Source organism: Agromyces sp. CCNWLW213 (assembly GCF_037199545.1).
In the GTDB taxonomy this organism is placed as follows: domain Bacteria; phylum Actinomycetota; class Actinomycetes; order Actinomycetales; family Microbacteriaceae; genus Agromyces.
The window spans coordinates 224157-242950 of sequence record NZ_JBBBDX010000005.1; the positions used below are offsets into that span (position 1 = coordinate 224157).

The window sequence follows — 18794 nt, forward strand, 5'->3', positions numbered from 1 at the left end:
GGCGTCACCCGCCGAGCGCCTCGCGGATGGACGTCGATGCGGCCGTCAGTCGGTCGGCGATGGCGTCGTCGGGGTGCGGGCTCGTCACGTAGACCACCGCGAGCGCCGCGGGCTGTCCGCTGGGCAGCCGGAGCGGGACCGCCGTGGATCGGACGCCGGGGATGACCTCGTCGTGGCTGATGGCCCAGCCGCGTCGCCGGATCTCCTCGAGCTCGGCCCGCCGGGCGGCATCCGACGTCTCGGGCCGGTCGCTCGCAGGCCGCGAGGCGAGGATCGCCTTGCCCGGTGCGCCGATGCCCATCGGATGCCGCGTGCCCGGGCGTTGGGCGACCGAGGCGACGGCGTGGCGCGGTTCCACGCTCATGAGCGTGACGATCTCGTCGCCGTCGAGCACCGCGAGGAAGCACGTCATCGCGAGTTCGTTGGCCGCGCTCGTCAGCTCGGGGAGCGCCTCGGCCTGGAGGTCGTGGGCGACTCCCGCCGCGAGGGCCGCGAGACGAGCGCCGAGCGCGATCCTCCCGCGCGGGTCGCGCACCGTGAGCCGGTGGTGCTCGAGGGTGCGCAGCAGGCGGTACGCGACCGAGCGGTGGACGCCGAGGCGCTGTGCGAGCTCGTCGATCGAAAGGGGTTCGCGGGCGTCCGCGAGGATCTCGAGGATGCGGATGCCCCGCGACAGCGTCTGAGACTGGGGAGCGGCGGAGGCGCCGTCGTCACGGGATGGCATGGAATCTCCTCGGATCGGCGCGGCCGAGTCGGACGGACGTCGGTCGAGAGTCGAACGCTGTGTTCGACTATAGAACATCCGCCCCCGGGACGTTCGGCACGAGCGGACTTCGTCGGCAGGGGAGGCGCGGCCCGCGGGGACGAAGCATGCGCCTCGAGGAATTGAACCGGGCGCCGCGAGCCCGCTCGTCCTGCGGAGAGTGCCCTCCGGAAGTCCCCCGTTCCGAACGCAGGCCATTCGTCCATGCCGCTGATGCGCTGCGAGGGAGCCGGGACGACGCGGCCGGGAATGCGCCCCGGCGGCGGGCCGGCCGCCCCGGAATCCGGGGCCGAGCGGGCTGTTGACGCACCGTCTCCGGCTCGGCTAGACAGAACCCACGGTGCCCGGGGCACCGCTTTCCGGTTCACGCCGGAGGCGGCTGCCGACCCGAACCGAACGCACCGCGGCATGAGTTGGAGCACCACCCCACGAAGGGAACGCTTGATGCATACGGTGACACGACGAGCGCTCGGCGGGACGGCGGCGACGGCCGCGCTCGCCGGGCTGCTGCTGACCGGCATGACGCCGATCAGCCCCGCGGCCGGCACGGAGCAACTGCCGGAACTCGCCCACGACGCCCACGAGGAGGTCGGCGTCGTCGAGGTGGTCCTCCCGGACCGGAGCGAGCTGGATCGCCTGGTCGACACCGGCGTCGACCTCGACCACGCCGCCCACCTCAACCCCGACGCCACGATCACCGCCCACGCGGTCATCAGCGACGGCCAGGCGAAGGCGCTCGAGGCCCGCGGCTTCGACGTCGGCAAGACGGTGCACGACGAGGACGACACCGCGTCGGTCCTCGCCGAGCGCGACGCCACCATCGCGGCGGCCGTCGAGGAGAACCAGGAGTTCGCCGCGGCCGCCGAGAGCGCCGCGGTCTCCGACGTCAAGATCATCCGCGCCGACTACTACACGTCGTTCGGGGTGGGCTACCTCTCCGTCGAGGCGAAGTGGGCCGGCGGCCAGGCGAGCTCCGCCCAGCTCACGGTCCAGCGCGACAGCGGTCCGGGCACCGCGCCCGGCTCGGGCGGCAGCCAGAACATCTCGCGCTTCGTCGACGCAGGGGTCTACCTCTACCACCGCGGCGCCGCCGTCGTCACGACGCGACCGGACACGATCACCATCACGAGCCCGACGGGCGACGTCGCGACCGCGAAGGTGAACGACTGGCTCCCGATCGAGGGCGAGCCCGAGGTGAGCCCCGACTACCAGACCGACTTCATCACGTCGTACCTCACGCCCACCGAGCTGTACGACCGCATCAAGGGGCTCGCCGACGAGTTCCCCGAGATCGCGGAGATCGTGGAGCTGCCGCACCAGACCAACGGCTACCGGCGCCTCGCGCAGGCGGTGCTCGGCTCGTCCAACGCGAGCCGCGTCGCCGTCGACTCGACGGCCTGGGGTCATGAGGGCGGCAACGAGGTCGGCATCGCCCTGACGAACCCGGGAACGGCCGACGCGCCGTTGTCGGTGAGCGTCACGGGCGACGACATCACCGTGTCGCTCGCCACGAACAGCGCCGGAGCGGTCACCAGCACCGCGGCACAGGTGGTGGCCGCGATCAACGCGTCGGCGGCGGCATCCGAGCTCGTCACCGCCTACACCTACCGCGGCAACGCGGGGGCGGGCGTCGTCGCGCCGGTCGCGGCGACCGCGCTGAGCGACGGGCTGAACGCGCCCTCGACCGTCTCGCGCGACCCGCAGACGGTCTACGCGATCCGCATCGGCAAGGTGCGCGACGGCTCCAAGATGGGCGTGCTCGCCTACGCGCAGGAGCACGCGCGGGAGTGGGTGCCGCCGCTGGTCACCATCGAGACCGCGGAGCGACTGCTCCGCAACTACGAGCTCGACGGTCGCACCAAGCAGCTCGTCAACAACCTCGACATCTGGATCGTGCCCTCGGTCAACCCGGACGGCGGTCACTACTCGTTCTACGACTTCAACTCGCAGCGCAAGAACATGACCAACCACTGCCCGCAGACGACCGGCGACTTCCTGGCCCGCAACAACTGGGGGGTCGACAACAACCGCAACTACGACACGTACAGCCTGTTCGACGGCTACGACGGCGCCTCGAACTCGTGCACGAGCGGCACCTACGCCGGTCCGAGCGAGCTGAGCGAGCCGGAGAGCGCCAACATCGACTGGATCGCGTCGCAGAACGACAACATCGAGTTCGCGATGAACCTGCACAGCTCGGGCAACTACTTCATGTGGTCGCCGGGCGCGTACATCGCGGACGGTCGCGTGTCGGCGCCGCGTCCGACGCTCGAGGAGGAGTCGTACTTCTGGGGCGCCTCGTCGCGGATCCTCACCGAGATCAAGCGGTACCGCGGCATGTCGGTCACGCCGGCCCGCACCGGGCCGATCTCGGACGTGCTGTACTCGGCCGCCGGCAACTCCGGCGACATGCTCTGGTACAAGCACGGGATCTACGCGTGGAACTTCGAGGTCGGCACGCAGTTCCAGCCGCCGTTCTCGAACGAGAACCCCAGCGGGGCGTCCGCGCACGCGGAGTCGCAGGAGTACGCGAACGGGCTCGTCGAGCTCATGCGCGTCGCCTACGACTTCGGTCGCGACAAGGTGCGCCCGGAGAGCACGCTGTCGGCGACGGCGAGCAGCGAGCCGGGCATGGTCGACCTGACCTTCGCCACGACCGAGTCGGCGGCCGTCTTCTACACGCTGGACGGCTCGAAGCCGACCTACGAGTCGACGCTCTACGCGAGCGCCGGCATCCGCGAGGGCGGCGAGGTCATCACGGTGCCCGTCGGCACCAAGGTGCACTGGTTCTCGGTCGACTCCGCGGGGAACATCGAGAAGAACTACCGTCCCGACGGCGGCAAGGCCAACTACAACAAGTTCACGGTGGTCGCTGCGGGCTGATCCGGGGCACGTGACGGCTGCGGCCGCGGCATCCCGAGCGCGGATGCCGCGGCCGTGGCGTGTGCGCATACCATTGAGGACCACGCCCATCGTCCGACGGGAGGCGTCATGGTCCAGGTCCGCGTCCTCGGGGTCGCGCTCGATCAGTCCGGCCAGCACATCATCCTGCTGAAGCCGCTCGGCGAGGACGAAGGCCACGGACGCGTGCTCCCGATCTGGATCGGCGCGCAGGAGGCCACGTCGATCCTCATCGCCGTGCAGGGCGAGCAGGCGCCGCGCCCGCTGTCGCACGACCTCATGAAGCTGCTGCTCGAGGCCGTCGGGTCGAACATCGAGCGCGTCGACGTCACGCGCATCGAGGACGGAACGTTCTACGCCGAGCTCACGATCATGACGCCCACCGGCCCGTACGTCATCGACGCCAGGCCCTCGGACTCGGTGGCGCTCGCGTCGCGCACCGAGGCGCCCCTGTTCGTCGCCGACGAGGTGCTCGAGCAGGCCGGCATCCCCGCCGAGATGGTCGAGTCCCGCTCCGACGAGGACGAGACCGAGGAGTCCGCGGAGGAGAAGCTCGAGGAGTTCAAGAAGTTCCTCGACGACGTCGACCCCGAGGACTTCCAGGGCTGACAGGCCACGCGCAACCGCGCTGTTACGATCCAGCGGTGCGCATCCTCCGTCGTACGGTCGCCGTCGTCGCCGTCCTCGTGCTGGTCCTCATCGCCGCGTTCGCGGGGGTCTACCTGTGGCAGCGGCCGATCCTGCTGACCGGCACGGGCTACGCGGCGCACAACTCGTGCGCCGTCACGGAGGTCACCGGGCGCGACGACCCCGAGTCCGACCTGCCGGCGAACCCGCTCGTGCCGTACCTCCGGGTCGACGGGACCGGCGATCCGACGGCGGGTTCCCTGCTCGGCGCGCTGGCACGGCAGCGGGCCTGGTACACCGAGGGCTTCGGGTGCACGCTGGCCGACGAGCGGCCGGAGCTAAACGCGGCATCCGTCGTCGAGCCCACAGCCAACCCCTTCACCGACGCGCCGGCGCCCGAGCCCGACCCCGCGCTCAAGGCGGCGATCGGCCGGGCCTTCGGCGACGACCTGCCCGGGCCCGTGGCCGACGCACTCGGCACCCGGGCCGTCGTCGTCGTCAAGGACGGCGAACTCGTGGCCGAGCGATACGCGGAGGGATTCGACGCCGACACCCCGCAGCTCGGCTGGTCGATGTCGAAGAGCGTCGCGAACCTGCTCACCGGCGTGCTCGTCGAGCAGGGCGTCGTGTCGCTCGACGACGACGCGCTCCGGCCCGAGTGGGACGACGAGCGTGCCGGGATCACGGTCGACCAGCTGCTGCGGCAGACGAGCGGCCTCGAGTGGGACGAGACCTACGACCTCGGAACGCCCATCACGCGCATGCTCTACCTCGAGGGCGACATGGGCGCCTACGTCGCGGGCCGGCCCCTGGTGCACGAGCCGGGCACGGTGCAGCAGTACTCCAGCGGCAACACGAACCTGCTGTGCTCGGTGCTCGCCGAGCGCACGGGTCTCGGCGCCGACCTGCCGCGCCAGGCCCTGTTCGGGCCGCTCGGCCTGACCTCGGCGGTGTTGGAGCCGGATGCCGCGGGCACGCCCGTCTGCTCCTCGTACCTGTGGGCGACGCCCCGCGACTGGGCTGCGATCGGCCAGTTCGCGCTGCAGGACGGCGAGTGGAACGGCGAGCGGATGCTTCCCGCGGGCTGGATGGCGCAGAGCCTCGAGGTCGACGAGGTCGAGGAGACCGACGATCCCGGACTGGGCGCGAGCTGGCGCGTGAACGAGGTGCTCTTCGGCGAGGCGCGCTGGCCCGAGCTGCCCGCCGACACCTACTACGCCAGCGGTCACGACGGGCAGAAGATGATCATCGTGCCGTCGGAGCGGCTCGTCGTCGTGCGGCTGGGATTCACGCCCGAGGCCGACGACGACCCGTCGGTGGTGGCGCTCGTCGAGGAGGCGATCGCGGCGCTCGGCTGAGTGCGGATCCCGGCCGCGTACGATGACCGGGTGAGCTGGATCTGGGCGGTCGCGGGCGTCGCCCTCATCGCGCTCGGACTCAACGAGGTCTTCCACACCCTCCTCCACCCCACCGGGAAGGGACGCCTGTCGCATCGCGCGGCGAGCACCACGTGGAGCCTGTCGTCCCGGTTCGGCCGCCGCGGGCGCACGCTGGCCGGGCCGCTCGCCGCCGTCGCGGTCGTCGGGCTGTGGGCCGTCCTCCAGCTCGTCGGCTGGTCGCTGGTCTACCTCCCGTTCGTGCCCGACGGCTTCTCGTACGGCACCGGCATCCGCCCCGAGGACCATCCCGCCGTCGTGGAGGCCCTCTACTTCTCGATGGTCAGCATGTCGACCCTCGGACTCGGCGACGTCTACCCGATCGACCCGTGGCTGCGCGTGTTCGCGCCGTTGCAGGCGCTCATCGGGTTCGCGCTCCTGACCGCCGCCGTCGCCTGGTTCCTCGAGCTCTACCCCGGCCTCGGGCGCCGGCGGGCGCTCGCGCTGCGGCTCGCGCTCATGGGGCGGGCCGACACGTCCGGCCACCTCCTCGACATGGAGTCGGCGACCTCGAGCGGACTCCTCGACTCGATCACCGCCGCCCTCGCCCAGTCCCGCGTCGACCTGTGGCAGAACGCCGAGACGTACTACTTCACCGAGGACGTCGCCGAGACCTCGCTGGCCGCCCAGCTCCCGTACGCCCTGCACCTCGCGAGGGTGGCCCGGCGCTCCTCCGATCGGACCGTGCGCAACAGCGGCCAGATGCTCGAGGAGGCGATCGAGGACTTCGCCGGCCTCGTCCGCGACCGGTTCGTCCTCCGCGTCGAGGGAACCGACGAGATCCTGCGCGAGTATGCGCGGCAGCATCGGCAGCGACCCGTCCAGACCGGCGAGCCCACCGACGCGCCGTCGGACTGAGCCGGCCCGATCGGTTCCGCAAGCCCGGTGCGGTGGGACGCGCGTCGGACTAGTTTGAAGTCGTGTCCGCTCCTGCGATCGACGCACGGGCCGCTCACGCCGAGGGCGTGGAGCGCTTGCTCGAGAGCTACCGCGCGGTCCCGGCCGCGACGCCGGTGCGGCTCGCCAAGCGCACGTCCAACCTGTTCCGGTCGCGCGTGGCGACCGACGGGCCCGGCCTCGACACCACGGGGCTCACCGGCGTCGTCGCGGTCGACCCCGAGGCCCGCACGGCCGACGTCGCCGGCATGTGCACGTACGAGGACCTCGTCGACGCGACGCTGCCGCATGGGCTCGTGCCGCTCGTGGTGCCGCAGCTGAAGACGATCACGCTCGGCGGCGCCGTCACCGGCCTCGGCATCGAGTCGACCTCGTTCCGCAGCGGCCTGCCGCACGAGTCGGTGCTCGAGATGGACGTCCTGACGGGCTCGGGCGAGATCGTCACGGCGTCGCCGCACGAGCACGCCGACCTGCACCGCGCCTTCCCGAACTCGTACGGCACGCTGGGCTACGCGGTGCGGCTGCGCATCGAGCTGGAGCCCGTCGAGCCGTTCGTCGCGCTCACGCACCTCCGCTTCCACACGCTCGCCGAGCTCGTCGCGGCCATGGACCGCATCGTCGAGACCGGCCGACACGACGGCGCCCCGGTGGACTACCTCGACGGCGTGGTGTTCAGCGCCGACGAGGGCTACCTCTGCCTCGGCACCCGCACCGCGACATCCGGGCCGGTCAGCGACTACACGGGGCAGCGCATCTACTACCGGTCCATCCGCCATGACGCCGGCGCCGCGCACGACCGGCTCACGATCCGCGACTACCTCTGGCGGTGGGATGCCGACTGGTTCTGGTGCTCGGCGGCGTTCGGGGCGCAGCATCCGCTCGTTCGCCGCGTCTGGCCGAGGCGCTACCGGCGCAGCCGCTCGTACGGCACGCTCATGCGCCTCGAGCGCCGGTACGACCTCGGGAACAGGCTGGAGCGGCTGAAGGGCCGCCCGCCGCGCGAGCGCGTGATCCAGGACGTCGAGGTGCCGATCGAGCGCACCGTCGAGTTCCTCGACTGGTTCCTCGCGAACGTGCCCATCGAGCCCGTCTGGCTCTGCCCGCTCCGGCTGCGCGGCGAGGAGACCTGGCCGCTGTACCCGCTCGAACCGAACCGCACCTACGTCAACGTCGGCTTCTGGTCGACCGTCCCCGTCGGCGCGACCGAGGGCGAGACGAACCGGCGCATCGAGCGCAGGGTGAGCGAACTCGACGGGCACAAGTCGCTGTACTCCGACGCCTTCTACGCGCGCGACGAGTTCGACGCGCTCTACGGCGGCGACGCGTACCGCGCCGTCAAGCAGCGCTACGACCCCGACTCCCGGCTCCTCGACCTCTACGCGAAGGCGGTGCAACGACGATGACCTCGTTCAAGGACGACGCTGCGACGACGACGCCGGCGACCCCGGCGACCACGGCGCAGCAGGCGGATGCCGCCCTGCAGGCGCATGCGAACGGCAAGCTCACCCTCGCCGAGATCCTCGAGGTCCTCGCCGGCGGGAAGCTCCCGCTCCGGTTCACCGCCTACGACGGCAGCTCCGCCGGACCGCCCGACGCCCGCTTCGGGCTCGACTTGACGTCGCCCCGCGGCACCACCTACCTCGCGACGGGCCGCGGCGACCTCGGGCTCGCGCGCGCCTACGTCGCCGGCGACCTCGAGGCCGTCGGCGTGCACCCGGGCGACCCCTACGAGCTCCTGAGGGCGCTCGCGGACGACCTCGTCTTCACGCGCCCGTCGGTGCCCGTCATGGCGCGGATCGTGCGCTCCATCGGCGTCGGCCGCCTGCGGCCCGTCGCGCCGCCGCCGCAGGAGGCGCAGCCCCGCTGGCGTCGCGTCGCCGCGGGCCTCCGGCACAGCAAGGCGCGCGACGCCGAGGCGATCCACCACCACTACGACGTCTCGAACACCTTCTACGAGTGGGTGCTGGGTCCGTCGATGACGTACACGTGCGCGTGCTACCCGCACCCCGAGGCATCCCTCGACGAAGCACAGGAGAACAAGTACCGGCTCGTGTTCGACAAGCTCGCGCTGAAGCCGGGCGACCGCCTGCTCGACGTCGGCTGCGGCTGGGGCGGCATGGTGCGCTACGCCGCCCGCCGAGGCGTGCGGGCCGTGGGCGTGACCCTCTCCGAGCAGCAGGCCGTGTGGGCACGCCGGGCGATCGACGAGGAGGGCCTGGGCGACCTCGCCGAGGTGCGCTTCAGCGATTACCGCGACGTCGGCGAGGGCGGCTTCGACGCGGTGTCGTCGATCGGGCTGCTCGAGCACATCGGCGTGCGCAACTACGCCTCGTACTTCGAGTTCCTCCTGTCGCGGCTGCGTCCCGGCGGACTGCTGCTCAACCACTGCATCACGCGCCCCGAGAACCGCACCGACCCCGCGGCGCACGGGTTCATCGACCGCTACGTGTTCCCCGACGGCGAGCTGACCGGGTCCGGGCGGATCATCAGCGCCGCCCAGGACTCCGGCTTCGAGGTGCTGCACGAGGAGAACCTGCGGCCGCACTACGCGATGACCCTCCGGGACTGGTGCGCCAACCTCGTGGCGCACTGGGACGAGGCCGTCGCCGAGGTCGGACTTCCGACCGCGAAGGTGTGGGGGCTCTACATGGCCGGATCGCGACTCGCGTTCGAGCAGGGCGGCATCCAACTGCACCAGGTACTCGCGGTCCGACCGCACGAGGGCGGCGGCGTCGGCGACCTGCCGCTGCGGCCGTGGTGGACGCCCTAGCGACCGGCAGAATGGGCGACATGGATGCCGCCTTCCCCGCCCTGACCGACATGCCGTCGCCGCAGTTCGTGATGTCGGGGGAGGGACGGCGCATCGCCACGTACCTGTGGGGCGCCGACGACGGTCCCACGGTGCTGTGCGTGCACGGGTTCGCGTCGAGCTGCCGCGACAACTGGGTCAACACCGGTTGGATCCGCGACCTCACGCGTGCCGGCTTCCGAGTGCTCGGCGTCGACCAGCGCGGCCATGGCCTGAGCGACAAGCCGCACGAGGCGATCGCGTACGGCATGGACGAACTCGCGAACGACATCGTCACGGTGCTCGACACCTACCTGCTCGACACCGTGCTCTACGCGGGCTACTCCCTCGGCGCGCGCGTCGGATGGCAGGTCGCGGTGCAGGTGCCCGACCGGGTCGAGCGTGCGGTGCTCGGCGGCATCCCCGACGGCCGTCCGCTCGCGCGCATGCAGATCGAGCAGGCCCGCGCCTACGCCGCCGACGGCACGCCCGTCGACGACCCCGTCACGCGCAACTACGTGACGCTCGCCGAGCGCGTTCCGGGCAACGACCTGCGCGCGCTCGTCGCGCTCGCCGAGGGGATGCGCTTCGGAGACGCCGACCCCGACCCGTCGAATCCGCCGCGCCAGCCGATCCTCTTCGCCACGGGCAGCGACGACGCGATCCTCGAGCAGTCGAAGCAGCTGGCGGAGGCCACGCCCGCGGGCGACTTCGTGGAACTGCCCGACCGCCATCACTTCAACGCTCCCGGCTCGCGCGTGTTCCGGACGGCGGCGATCGAGTTCTTCACGCAGGGGGCATGACCCTGCGGCGGACCGATCAGCGACCCGTGAAGGCTGAGGAGTTATGTCCCTTGGAATGGGGGTGGTCTTGCTGGGAATCGTATGTTATTGATTGCCGCTGGTCCGCAACGGTGCGAGCGTGACGAACATGCGACAACACGAGAACACCACACGACCGTCCACCGGGTCCGCTCTCGAGGTCGACGGATGGATGCGCATCGAACTGGACGACGACCTGCTCGCGCACGTCGCGCTCGTCGTGTTCGCGAAGCTGCGCCGCCGCGAGCCGCTGCTCGTGTCGTGGACCGATCCGGCCGGCAGCCGGGCGCAGGCCTGGCTCCACCCGAACTCGACCATCGTCGCGCGCCACACCGCGGGCGTCGACACGAGCATCGATCGCCGACGCGCGGAGCGCATGATGGTCGCCGCCAACAGCAACTGGGGCCTTCGCCTGACGGGCGACGAGATCGACAGCATCGCGGCGCCGCGCTCGCCCGAACGCGTCATGGCCACCGCGTCCTGACCGGCTCGCCGCGGAACCGGCCCGCTGCGCCCGTGGGCCCCGCCGCGCGCTGAACCCGCGCTCCTCGCGAGGGTGTTCCGGGGCTGAGCCCCGGAGCCCCGCCGCGTGGGTCGGAAGCCCCGCGGTGCGGCATCCGCGAGCAGTACCGTGGCCGGCATGGAGATCGTCGACCTGAACGCCGCCGCCCCGTACGACCCCGCCCGGTTCGTCGCCGAGGCCGTGGCGTCGCGCCAGCACGGCACCGTGCGGATCATCCGACTGGCACCGGGCCAGGCGCTGCCGCCCCACACGCACGGGGCCTCCGACCTGTTCCTCTACGTCGCCGAGGGCGACGCCGTGCTCGAGACGGATGGCGGCAGCCGGCTGTTCCGCGCCGGCGAGCTCGCGGTCCTCACGGGCGCCGAGGAGCTCCGCGTGTCGAACGCCGGCGAGGCGGGCGTGACGCTCCTTGCGTTCCTCGCCCCGCCCTTCCCGCCCGCGAAGAACTGAGCGATCGCGGACCGGCCCGGCCCGCGGCATCCGATCGGTTCAGCCCTCGACCTGGAAGTACAGGTGGGTGTGCAGGCGGCAGTTCTCGTTGAACCGGGCGCCGCAGGCCGGGCAGGCCGTCGTGTCGAGGTACGCGCGGATCGCGAGCTCGGTTCCGCACGCGCCGCAGAGCACCGCCTCGCGATCCCGGTCCGCCACGGGCCACTGCTCGGCCGGGTGGTCCGCGACCTCCTCGTGGCACCGGTGGCACGGGTAGTACTCGCCGCAGCAGGCGAAGCGGATGGCGACGATGTCGACCTCCGTCCGGTAGTGCACGCACCGCGTCGCGTCGTCGACGATCGCGCCGAGCACCCGCGGGCGCTCCCGCTCGCCGGTGGGGCGGGGCCGGTCGACGCGATCGGTCATGCCTCCATGATCGCAGGGCCTCCCAGCGCCTTCGCAGTGGATCCGCAGCCGCGCCGCCGCACGCGGGGCCTAGCGTCGGAGTATGGACGACGGGACGCGGCGCGGCGGGCGAGCCGCCCGGCCGCATCCCGTCCGGCGCCCGGGTGCCGAGCCGCCCGAGTGGACGCGCGCGCTCGCCGACGGGGAGGACGCCGGCTGGTTCGGTCCGGGCAGCGCCGTCTGGGCGGTGCACGGCGCCCTGCCCACGCTCGTCGCGGGCATCCGGGCGCTGCTGCTGCAGACCCTGCACCCGGGTGCGATGGCCGGGGTGCACGACCACTCGCGGTACCGCGACGACGCGCTCGGGCGGCTCGACGGCACCATCCGCTGGGTCGCCACCACGACGTTCGGCGACCGTCGCAGCGCGGCCGCGGCCTGCGCGTTCGTGTCTCGGCTGCACGACCGCGTGACCGGCACCTACGTCGACGCGCGCGGCGTCGAGCGCCCGTACTCGGCGAACGACGAGGAGCTGCTGCGCTGGGTGCACGACGCGTTCACCGAGGCCTTCATCGGCGCGCACCAGACCTGGGGCGGCCCGATCCCCGGCGGCGCCGACGCGTACGTGCGCGAGTGGGCGCAGGCCGGGCGCCTCATGGGACTCGCCGACCCGCCCACGTCGACGGCGCAGCTGCGGCACGAGCTCGACGCGTTCCTCGCCGAGGCGAAGCCCGACGAGCGGGTCGCCGACGCCGTGCGCTTCATCCGTCGGCCCGGCCTGCCCGGCCTGACGGGGCGCCTGTACCCGATCCTCTTCGGCGGTGCCGTCGCCTCGCTCGAACCGCGCCACCGCGAGCTGCTCGGGCTGCGCCGCCCGTGGTGGCCGGCGATCACGCTGACTCGCGCGCTGCTGTGGTCGGCGACGCGCGTGCTGGGTCGGATGTCGCCGAGCGAACGGAACGCCCGGGCCCGCATCGCGCGCCTGGCGGCCGCCGAGCGGGCCACCCGCGACGGGGCGCGCAACCCCTCGCCCGGGAGATCCGCGGCGGCGTAGCGTGGCTCCCCGACCGAGAGGAGCATCATGCGAACGTACCGGGTCGGCACCTTCATCGGCAGCCTGTCGTCCACGTCCATCAACCGCATCCTCGCGAAGGCGCTGATGCGCGTCGCGCCCGACGACCTCGAGTTCACCGAGATCCCGATCGGGAACCTCCCCCTCTACAGTCCCGACTACGACGACGCCTACCCGCCCGAGGCGACCGCGCTCAAGGAGGCGATCGCGGCATCCGACGCCGTGCTGTTCGTCACGCCGGAGTACAACCGGTCGATCCCCGGGGCCCTGAAGAATGCGATCGACTGGGCGTCGCGGCCCTGGGGGCAGAACTCGTTCGACCACATCCCCGCCGCCGTCATCGGCGCATCGCCCGGGCAGATCGGCACCGCGGTCGCCCAGCAGAGCCTGCGCGCCGTCCTGAGCTTCTGCAACGCGCGGCAGATGACCGCCCCCGAGGCGTACATCCGCTTCACGCCGGAGGTGTACGGCGACGACGGCTCGATCGCCGACGAGGGCACCGAGCGGTTCCTCACCCAGTTCATGGCGGAGTTCCGCGACTACATGGAGCGCGTGCTGACGGTGCTGCCGCGCTGAACGCGTCGGCGGCCGGGACCCGGGGCGGTCAGCGCGCCCGCTCGGGTCCGCCCGTGCTGTCGATCCCGGTGACCGTCGTGAGGAGGAACACGGAGTCCTCGAGGGCGAGCACCGAGTGACGGTCGTGCCGGAGCACGTCGAGCCGGCCCGCGGTGATCTCCGCGTCCTGCTGCCCGGTGATCCTGAGCCGGCCGGAGAGCACCTGGACGCTCGCGGCCGCGGGGGAGTTGTGCTCGGCCAGCTCGACCCCGGAGCGCAGGGCGATGATCGTCTGGCGCATCGGCCCGTCGCGGAGGATGAGCTCCGCGCTCCGGCCGTGCTCGTCCTCGAGCGCGGCAGCGAGGTGCGCGCGAGCGCGAGCGTCGAGGTCGGCCATGGGAGTCCTCCGTCCGCCGGATCCGTCCAGTATGCCAACCCGGTCCGCCGATGGCTGCCCTCGACGCGGCATCCGCGCCTAGCATTGGCGCATGAGCGCCCCCGCCCCCGCGCCGACCGCCACGACCGAGGGCGGTCGACGGCGCCCGCGTCTGCACCTCGGCACGGGCGACCGCGCTGCGGCGGCCCTGCTGCTGTTCGCCACCCTCGTCGCCATCGCGTGGGCGAACTCGCCCTGGGGCGAGACGTACGAGGCGTTCTGGAGCCTGCCGCTCGAGCTGGCCGTCGGCGACCTCGTGCTGAGCACCGACCTGCACCACTTCGTGAACGACGCGCTGATGACGCTGTTCTTCTTCGTGGTCGGGCTCGAGGTCAAGCGCGAGTTCACGATCGGCGAGCTCACCGACCGGTCGCGTGCGATCGTGCCCGTCGTGGCCGCGATCGCGGGGCTCATCGTGCCCGCCCTGATCTTCGTCGCCATCGCGTGGCCGACCGGGCAGGCGAGCGCGTGGGGCGTCGTCATCTCGATGGACACGGCGTTCCTCCTCGGGGCGCTCGCGATCATCGGGCCGAAGTTCCCGGCGCGGCTGCGCACCTTCCTGCTGACGCTCGCGGTGGTCGACGACATCGGCGCGCTGCTGGTCATCGCGATCTTCTACAACAGCGGCTTCGACCTCGCGCCGCTCGGCATCGCGGTCGTGCTCATGGTCGCCATCGCCCTGGTCCGGTTCCTGCGCGCGGGGCGCGGCATCGCCTACGCGCTCCTCGGCATCGCGCTCTGGTTCGCGATCCTCGCGGCGGGCATCCACCCCACGCTCGCGGGCGTCGCCGTGGCGCTGCTCATCCCCGTGTTCCCGCCCGCGCGGTCCGACGTGGAGCGCACCGCCGAGCTGACCCAGGCGTTCCGCGAATCGCCGAACGCCGCCTACGCCGCGGCGGTCAACCGGAGCCTCCGCGAGTCGATCTCGATCAACGACCGGCTGCAGGGGGCGTGGGGCCCGTACATCTCGTTCCTCGTCCTGCCGATCTTCGCGCTCGCGAACGCGGGCGTGCACCTCGGCGCCGACACCCTCGCCGTCGCCGTGACGTCGCCCCTCGTCTGGGGCATCATCGCGGGCCTCGTCGTCGGCAAGTTCGCGGGCATCACGAGCGCCGTGGCGATCGTGACGGCCGTCGGCCTCGGGCGGCTCGCCCCGGGGCTCCGGATGCCGCGCATCGCCGGCGGCGCCGCGCTCTCCGGCATGGGCTTCACCATCTCGCTGTTCATCGTGTCGCTCGCCTTCACGGACCCCGTACTGCAGGACCTCGCGCGCGTCGGCGTGCTCGCGGCCTCCCTCATCGCGTTCCTCCTCGGCTGGGCGGTGTTCGCGGTCGGCGACCGCCTCTGGCCGCCGCAGCCGGTCGGCAAGGTGCTCGTGCGCCCGTTCGACCCCGGGCGCGACCACTACCGGGGGCGGCCGGACGCGCCGCACCAGATCGTGGAGTACGGGGACTTCGAGTGCCCGTTCTGCAGCCGCGCGACCGGTTCCGTCGACGCCGTCATCGAGCACTTCGGCGACGACGTCTGCTGGGTGTGGCGTCACCTCCCACTCGAGGGGGTGCACTCGCACGCGAAGGAGGCGGCGCAGGCCTTCGAGGCCGCGGCGCTGCAGGGCCGCCACCTCGACCTGGCGCGGCTGATGTTCGCGAACCAGGACGAGCTCACCACCGACGACCTCTGCCGGTACGCCGCCGAGCTCGGCCTCGACGTCGAGCGCTTCCTCGAGGACCTCCACTCGCCGAAGGTCGTGCGCCGCGTCGAGGACGACCTGCTGGATGCCGAGGTGATGGACCTGCACTCCACGCCGACCTTCTTCGTCGGCGGCGTGCGCCATATCGGCCCGTGGGACTCGCGGTCGCTCATCCGCGCGCTCGAGCGGTCGGTCGAGGCGCGCCCGAACCAGTGAGCTCGCGCGGGCACGACCGGGGGCGGAGGTCATGTGACGTCCGCCCCCGTCGTTCGCGCGGACCCCGCCGCGCGCCGCACGTGCCCCCTACACGTGCAGGTCGGTCCCCTTGGGCTCCTTGACCATCGAGACGGCGGCCAGGGAGACCAGGGCGGCGACGGCGATGTAGACGCCGATCGTCCAGGAGCGGCCGGTCGCGCTGAGCAGCGCCTCGGCGATCATCGGGGCGAACGCGCCGCCGAGGATCGCCCCGAGGGCGTAGCCGATGGAGACGCCCGAGTAGCGCACGTTCGCCGGGAACAGCTCGGCGTAGAGCGCCGCCTGCGGCCCGTACGAGAGACCCAGGCCGAACGTCATCACGAACAGCGCCACGAAGTACCAGACGATGTTCCCGGTGTCGATGAGGAACCACATCGGCACCGCCCAGAGCGCGAGGAACCCGTAGCCGATCTGGAACGTGCGGACGCGGCCGAGCCGGTCGGAGAGCCGGCCGCCGAACATCGTGAACGCCAGCCAGCCGAAGGACGCCAGCACTGTCGCGAGGAGCACCGTCGGGCGGTCCATGCCGAGCACCGTGACCGCGTAGGTCGCGAAGAACGCGATGAGCAGGTAGCCGGCCGCGTTGTTGCCGATGAAGATGAGCGCGGTGAGCACCACGTTCCTGGTGTTGTGGCGGAAGAGCTGGCCGAGCGGTGCCGAGGACTCCTTCTGGCGGCGCTGCAGGTCCTGGAAGACCGGGCTCTCCTCGACCGCACGACGGATGGCGTAGCCGACCACGATGAGCACGATCGACAGGATGAACGGGATGCGCCACCCCCACTCGAGGAACGCCTCCTGCGACATCGACGACGTGATGACCCAGAGCGTGAACGTCGCGAGGATCATGCCGACCGGCACGCCGATCTGCGGGAAGGCGCCGAAGAAGCCGCGCTTGGCGTTCGGGGCGTGCTCGACGGCCATGAGGGCTGCGCCGCCCCACTCGCCGCCGGCCGAGAAGCCCTGCAGGATGCGCAGGGTGATGAGCAGGATCGGCGCCGCGACGCCGATGGCCGCGTAGGTCGGCAGGAAGCCGATGAGCGAGGTCGAGACGCCCATCATCACGAGCGTGAAGACCAGCATCCGCTTGCGCCCGATCCGGTCGCCGAGGTAGCCGGCGACCACCGCGCCGAGCGGGCGGAACAGGAACGAGATGCCGATCGTCGCGAAGGCGAGGATCTGCGCGAGCGCCGGGCTCGACTCGGCGACGGGCGCGAGGAAGAGCGGGGCGAGCACGAGGCCGGCGGCCTGTGCGTAGATGAAGAAGTCGTACCACTCGATCGAGGTGCCGACCAAGGTTCCGGCGAGGACCTTGCGTTCCTCCTTGGGCATGCGCCCGGTGCGTTCGGCTTCCTCGTGGATCTGTGACGTCGTCGTCATGGCGAACTCCGTTGTTCTGTGAAGGGGTCGGTCTGTCGGGGCCACGCTGGCCACCCGGGATGGGGGCGCCGTCGTCGGTGCCGTCGGACGATGGTCGCTTTGCTGACCGATCGTTCGGTATGGAAATCAGACTGTAGCGCACGAACGCCGTTCGTGCGAAACCGGCTGCGACGAGCGGTCGTCGCCGAGCGACGAACGGCAGCGGATGCCGGGACGGGACGCCGCGCCGACGGTGGACGAGGCGCGCGGGACCGGGGCGCTCAGTGCAGGTCGAGCCGCATCACCACGCGGGGGAAGCCGTTCAGCACCGACGTGGTGTCGGCCGCCTTGCGGAAGCCGGCCGCCTCGAAGAGGGCGCGCGTGCCCACGTAGGCCATGGTGAGGTCGACCTTCGCTCCGCGATTGTCGACCGGGTACCCCTCGACGGCGGGCGCGCCGTGCTCGCGCGCGAACTCGACCGCGCCGGCGAGGAGGCGGTGCGAGAGCCCCTCGCCGCGATGCCCGGGTCGCACCCGGATGCACCACACCGACCAGACGTCGGCCTCGTCGACGTGCGGGATGCGGCGGTTCGCAGCGAAGCTCGTGTCGGCGCGCGGATGCACCGCCGCCCACCCGACCGGCTCGTCGCCGTCGTAGGCGATGACCCCCGGCGGCGGATCCTCGGCCACGAGCTCGCGCACGCGCTGGCCGCGGGCCGGGCCGACCAGCTCGCGGTTCTGCCTCGACGACGTGAGCCGGTAGCTCAGGCACCAGCAGACGTTCGCGTCGGGTCGCTTGGGCCCGAGCACCGCCGCCACGTCGTCGAAGACGGAGGCCGCGCGCACCTCGATCGCCATGCCCCCAGCCTGCCACCGGCCTGCGACATCCGACACCCGGGCGGCAGCCGCAGCGCCCGGCTCAGAACGCGAGGAACAGCAGCGGCAGCGCCAGGTAGGCCGCCACGAACGCCCCCGCGACGATCGCCGTGACCAGGACGGCCAGGGCGATGGGCGGGACGGACCGGAGGCGCGCGGCGGCGATGCCGACGAGCGCCGCGCCCACCACGACGACCGCCCACCAGTACACAGGGCTCGTGGTGTCGGCGACGGCGGTGAGCCCGTAGACGCCTTCGCCCACGCAGATGCCCGCGAGGATGCCGGTGCCGAGCGCCGACGCGACGGGACCCCGGCGGAGGGCGAGCGCGGCCGTGCCGACGACGGGCCCGACCACGATCCCGACGAGGGCCCACTCGGTCGGATCGAAGGGGAACCCGCGCCATCCGGACACCACCGAGTAGCCCACGGTCATCGCCGCGAAGCCGAGGGCGGCACCGAGTGCCGCCTCGACGTGGCCAGGAGCGGTGAGCCACACGAGGGCCGCAGTGGGGAGGGTCCATCCCGACGCCGAGTTGGCCAGCGACGCGAACTCGGCCGGCAGGAACGCCTGTCCGAGCGACGTGAGCCCGCCGACCAGGAACGCCGCGGCGACGACCACCGCCACGCGCAGCGCGGCCGGGCGGGCGGGAAGGAGGAGGCGCCGGTCGATCGGGACGGGCGAGGGCAGGAGCGCGGGGGTCACCTGCCGATTCTCGCCTCCCTCGCACCCGGCACCGCCGGGCGAGGGCCGATGTCATCCCCGAGGAGGATCCTCCGACGACGACGACGAGGCATCGCCCCGGGCCTGGAAGTCGGAGTCCGCCCGGCCCGGCTCGGCGTCGGTCCCGGCCTGGGCGAGCGTCACGCTGAAGGTGGGCTCGCGGACCGGTGGCGGGGGGGGGGGGGGGGGGGGGGGGGGGGGGGGGGGGGGGGGGGGGGGGGGGGGGGGGGGGGGGGGGGGGGGGGGG

The 18794-nt window shown here is 72.3% G+C and carries 18 protein-coding genes; 12 read left to right on the plus strand and 6 right to left on the minus strand.

All coding sequences use genetic code 11. The annotated features are described in order from the left end of the window. Nucleotides 1-4: 4 nt before the first annotated feature. Nucleotides 5-724: an IclR family transcriptional regulator gene (locus WBQ80_RS12045; protein ID WP_336570572.1), complete on the minus strand. Its 720-nt coding sequence runs from the start codon at nucleotides 722-724 to the stop codon at nucleotides 5-7. A 492-nt stretch (nucleotides 725-1216) separates the two neighbouring features. Here WBQ80_RS12045 and WBQ80_RS12050 point away from each other — a divergent pair, with 492 nt between their 5' ends. The 9 genes from WBQ80_RS12050 to WBQ80_RS12090 all read left to right on the plus strand — a co-directional run bounded on the left by WBQ80_RS12050 (nucleotide 1217) and on the right by WBQ80_RS12090 (nucleotide 11206). Beyond that, complete coding sequence (locus WBQ80_RS12050) at nucleotides 1217-3646, plus strand: M14 family metallopeptidase (protein ID WP_336570571.1); 2430 nt, start codon at nucleotides 1217-1219, stop codon at nucleotides 3644-3646. A 108-nt stretch (nucleotides 3647-3754) separates the two neighbouring features. After that, nucleotides 3755-4273: a bifunctional nuclease family protein gene (locus WBQ80_RS12055; RefSeq protein WP_336570570.1), complete on the plus strand. Its 519-nt coding sequence runs from the start codon at nucleotides 3755-3757 to the stop codon at nucleotides 4271-4273. 35 nt (nucleotides 4274-4308) lie between these two features. Then, nucleotides 4309-5649, plus strand: coding sequence for a serine hydrolase domain-containing protein (locus WBQ80_RS12060; RefSeq protein ID WP_336570569.1), 1341 nt, complete (start codon nucleotides 4309-4311; stop codon nucleotides 5647-5649). 30 nt (nucleotides 5650-5679) lie between these two features. Continuing rightward, nucleotides 5680-6585 (plus strand): potassium channel family protein, encoded by a 906-nt coding sequence (locus WBQ80_RS12065; protein ID WP_336570568.1) that lies wholly within the window; start codon nucleotides 5680-5682, stop codon nucleotides 6583-6585. A 62-nt stretch (nucleotides 6586-6647) separates the two neighbouring features. Continuing rightward, the gene (locus WBQ80_RS12070) at nucleotides 6648-8027 is read left to right on the plus strand and encodes an FAD-binding oxidoreductase (RefSeq protein ID WP_336570567.1); all 1380 of its coding nucleotides are present in this window, start codon (nucleotides 6648-6650) and stop codon (nucleotides 8025-8027) included. Continuing rightward, complete coding sequence (locus WBQ80_RS12075; protein WP_336570566.1) at nucleotides 8024-9394, plus strand: class I SAM-dependent methyltransferase; 1371 nt, start codon at nucleotides 8024-8026, stop codon at nucleotides 9392-9394. Before WBQ80_RS12070 ends, WBQ80_RS12075 begins: the two co-directional genes overlap by 4 nt. A 20-nt stretch (nucleotides 9395-9414) precedes the next feature. Beyond that, complete coding sequence (locus tag WBQ80_RS12080; protein WP_336570565.1) at nucleotides 9415-10215, plus strand: alpha/beta fold hydrolase; 801 nt, start codon at nucleotides 9415-9417, stop codon at nucleotides 10213-10215. Between the two features lie 127 nt (nucleotides 10216-10342). After that, the gene (locus WBQ80_RS12085; protein ID WP_336570564.1) at nucleotides 10343-10717 is read left to right on the plus strand and encodes a DUF7882 family protein; all 375 of its coding nucleotides are present in this window, start codon (nucleotides 10343-10345) and stop codon (nucleotides 10715-10717) included. Between the two features lie 156 nt (nucleotides 10718-10873). Further along, nucleotides 10874-11206, plus strand: coding sequence for a cupin domain-containing protein (locus WBQ80_RS12090; protein WP_336570563.1), 333 nt, complete (start codon nucleotides 10874-10876; stop codon nucleotides 11204-11206). A 39-nt stretch (nucleotides 11207-11245) separates the two neighbouring features. On the opposite strand, the gene WBQ80_RS12095 is transcribed toward WBQ80_RS12090, so the two are convergent. Next, nucleotides 11246-11611: a CHY zinc finger protein gene (locus WBQ80_RS12095; RefSeq protein WP_336570562.1), complete on the minus strand. Its 366-nt coding sequence runs from the start codon at nucleotides 11609-11611 to the stop codon at nucleotides 11246-11248. Between the two features lie 82 nt (nucleotides 11612-11693). Between WBQ80_RS12095 and WBQ80_RS12100 the strand changes: the two genes are divergently transcribed. Continuing rightward, nucleotides 11694-12641, plus strand: coding sequence for an oxygenase MpaB family protein (locus WBQ80_RS12100; RefSeq protein ID WP_336570561.1), 948 nt, complete (start codon nucleotides 11694-11696; stop codon nucleotides 12639-12641). A 27-nt stretch (nucleotides 12642-12668) separates the two neighbouring features. Further along, complete coding sequence (locus WBQ80_RS12105) at nucleotides 12669-13235, plus strand: NADPH-dependent FMN reductase (protein ID WP_336570560.1); 567 nt, start codon at nucleotides 12669-12671, stop codon at nucleotides 13233-13235. Nucleotides 13236-13263: 28 nt separating this feature from the next. On the opposite strand, the gene WBQ80_RS12110 is transcribed toward WBQ80_RS12105, so the two are convergent. Beyond that, nucleotides 13264-13611 carry a cupin gene (locus WBQ80_RS12110; protein ID WP_336570558.1) on the minus strand — a complete coding sequence of 116 codons (348 nt, stop codon included), beginning with the start codon at nucleotides 13609-13611 and terminating at the stop codon, nucleotides 13264-13266. A gap of 91 nt (nucleotides 13612-13702) precedes the next feature. Here WBQ80_RS12110 and nhaA point away from each other — a divergent pair, with 91 nt between their 5' ends. Then, nucleotides 13703-15556, plus strand: coding sequence for a Na+/H+ antiporter NhaA (gene nhaA, locus WBQ80_RS12115; protein ID WP_336570557.1), 1854 nt, complete (start codon nucleotides 13703-13705; stop codon nucleotides 15554-15556). Nucleotides 15557-15643: 87 nt separating this feature from the next. Here nhaA and WBQ80_RS12120 read toward each other — a convergent pair whose 3' ends face one another. The 3 genes from WBQ80_RS12120 to WBQ80_RS12130 all read right to left on the minus strand — a co-directional run bounded on the left by WBQ80_RS12120 (nucleotide 15644) and on the right by WBQ80_RS12130 (nucleotide 18529). Then, nucleotides 15644-16972 carry an MFS transporter gene (locus WBQ80_RS12120; RefSeq protein WP_336570556.1) on the minus strand — a complete coding sequence of 443 codons (1329 nt, stop codon included), beginning with the start codon at nucleotides 16970-16972 and terminating at the stop codon, nucleotides 15644-15646. A gap of 260 nt (nucleotides 16973-17232) precedes the next feature. Beyond that, a complete protein-coding gene (locus tag WBQ80_RS12125; protein ID WP_336570554.1) occupies nucleotides 17233-17808 on the minus strand; it encodes a GNAT family N-acetyltransferase in 576 nt (191 codons plus the stop codon). Between the two features lie 61 nt (nucleotides 17809-17869). After that, nucleotides 17870-18529, minus strand: coding sequence for a DUF6518 family protein (locus WBQ80_RS12130; RefSeq protein WP_337282567.1), 660 nt, complete (start codon nucleotides 18527-18529; stop codon nucleotides 17870-17872). Between the last annotated feature and the right edge of the window lie 265 nt (nucleotides 18530-18794).

Bases quoted from the DNA above. Each gene is read 5' to 3' on its own strand.
- WBQ80_RS12045 (WP_336570572.1), bottom strand. From the start codon at position 724: ATGCCATCCCGTGACGACGGCGCCTCCGCCGCTCCCCAGTCTCAGACG.
- WBQ80_RS12055 (WP_336570570.1), top strand. From the start codon at position 3,755: ATGGTCCAGGTCCGCGTCCTCGGGGTCGCGCTCGATCAGTCCGGCCAG.
- WBQ80_RS12075 (WP_336570566.1), top strand. From the start codon at position 8,024: ATGACCTCGTTCAAGGACGACGCTGCGACGACGACGCCGGCGACCCCG.
- WBQ80_RS12080 (WP_336570565.1), top strand. From the start codon at position 9,415: ATGGATGCCGCCTTCCCCGCCCTGACCGACATGCCGTCGCCGCAGTTC.
- WBQ80_RS12085 (WP_336570564.1), top strand. From the start codon at position 10,343: ATGCGACAACACGAGAACACCACACGACCGTCCACCGGGTCCGCTCTC.
- WBQ80_RS12090 (WP_336570563.1), top strand. From the start codon at position 10,874: ATGGAGATCGTCGACCTGAACGCCGCCGCCCCGTACGACCCCGCCCGG.
- WBQ80_RS12095 (WP_336570562.1), bottom strand. From the start codon at position 11,611: ATGACCGATCGCGTCGACCGGCCCCGCCCCACCGGCGAGCGGGAGCGC.
- WBQ80_RS12100 (WP_336570561.1), top strand. From the start codon at position 11,694: ATGGACGACGGGACGCGGCGCGGCGGGCGAGCCGCCCGGCCGCATCCC.
- WBQ80_RS12105 (WP_336570560.1), top strand. From the start codon at position 12,669: ATGCGAACGTACCGGGTCGGCACCTTCATCGGCAGCCTGTCGTCCACG.
- WBQ80_RS12110 (WP_336570558.1), bottom strand. From the start codon at position 13,611: ATGGCCGACCTCGACGCTCGCGCTCGCGCGCACCTCGCTGCCGCGCTC.
- nhaA (WP_336570557.1), top strand. From the start codon at position 13,703: ATGAGCGCCCCCGCCCCCGCGCCGACCGCCACGACCGAGGGCGGTCGA.
- WBQ80_RS12120 (WP_336570556.1), bottom strand. From the start codon at position 16,972: ATGACGACGACGTCACAGATCCACGAGGAAGCCGAACGCACCGGGCGC.
- WBQ80_RS12125 (WP_336570554.1), bottom strand. From the start codon at position 17,808: ATGGCGATCGAGGTGCGCGCGGCCTCCGTCTTCGACGACGTGGCGGCG.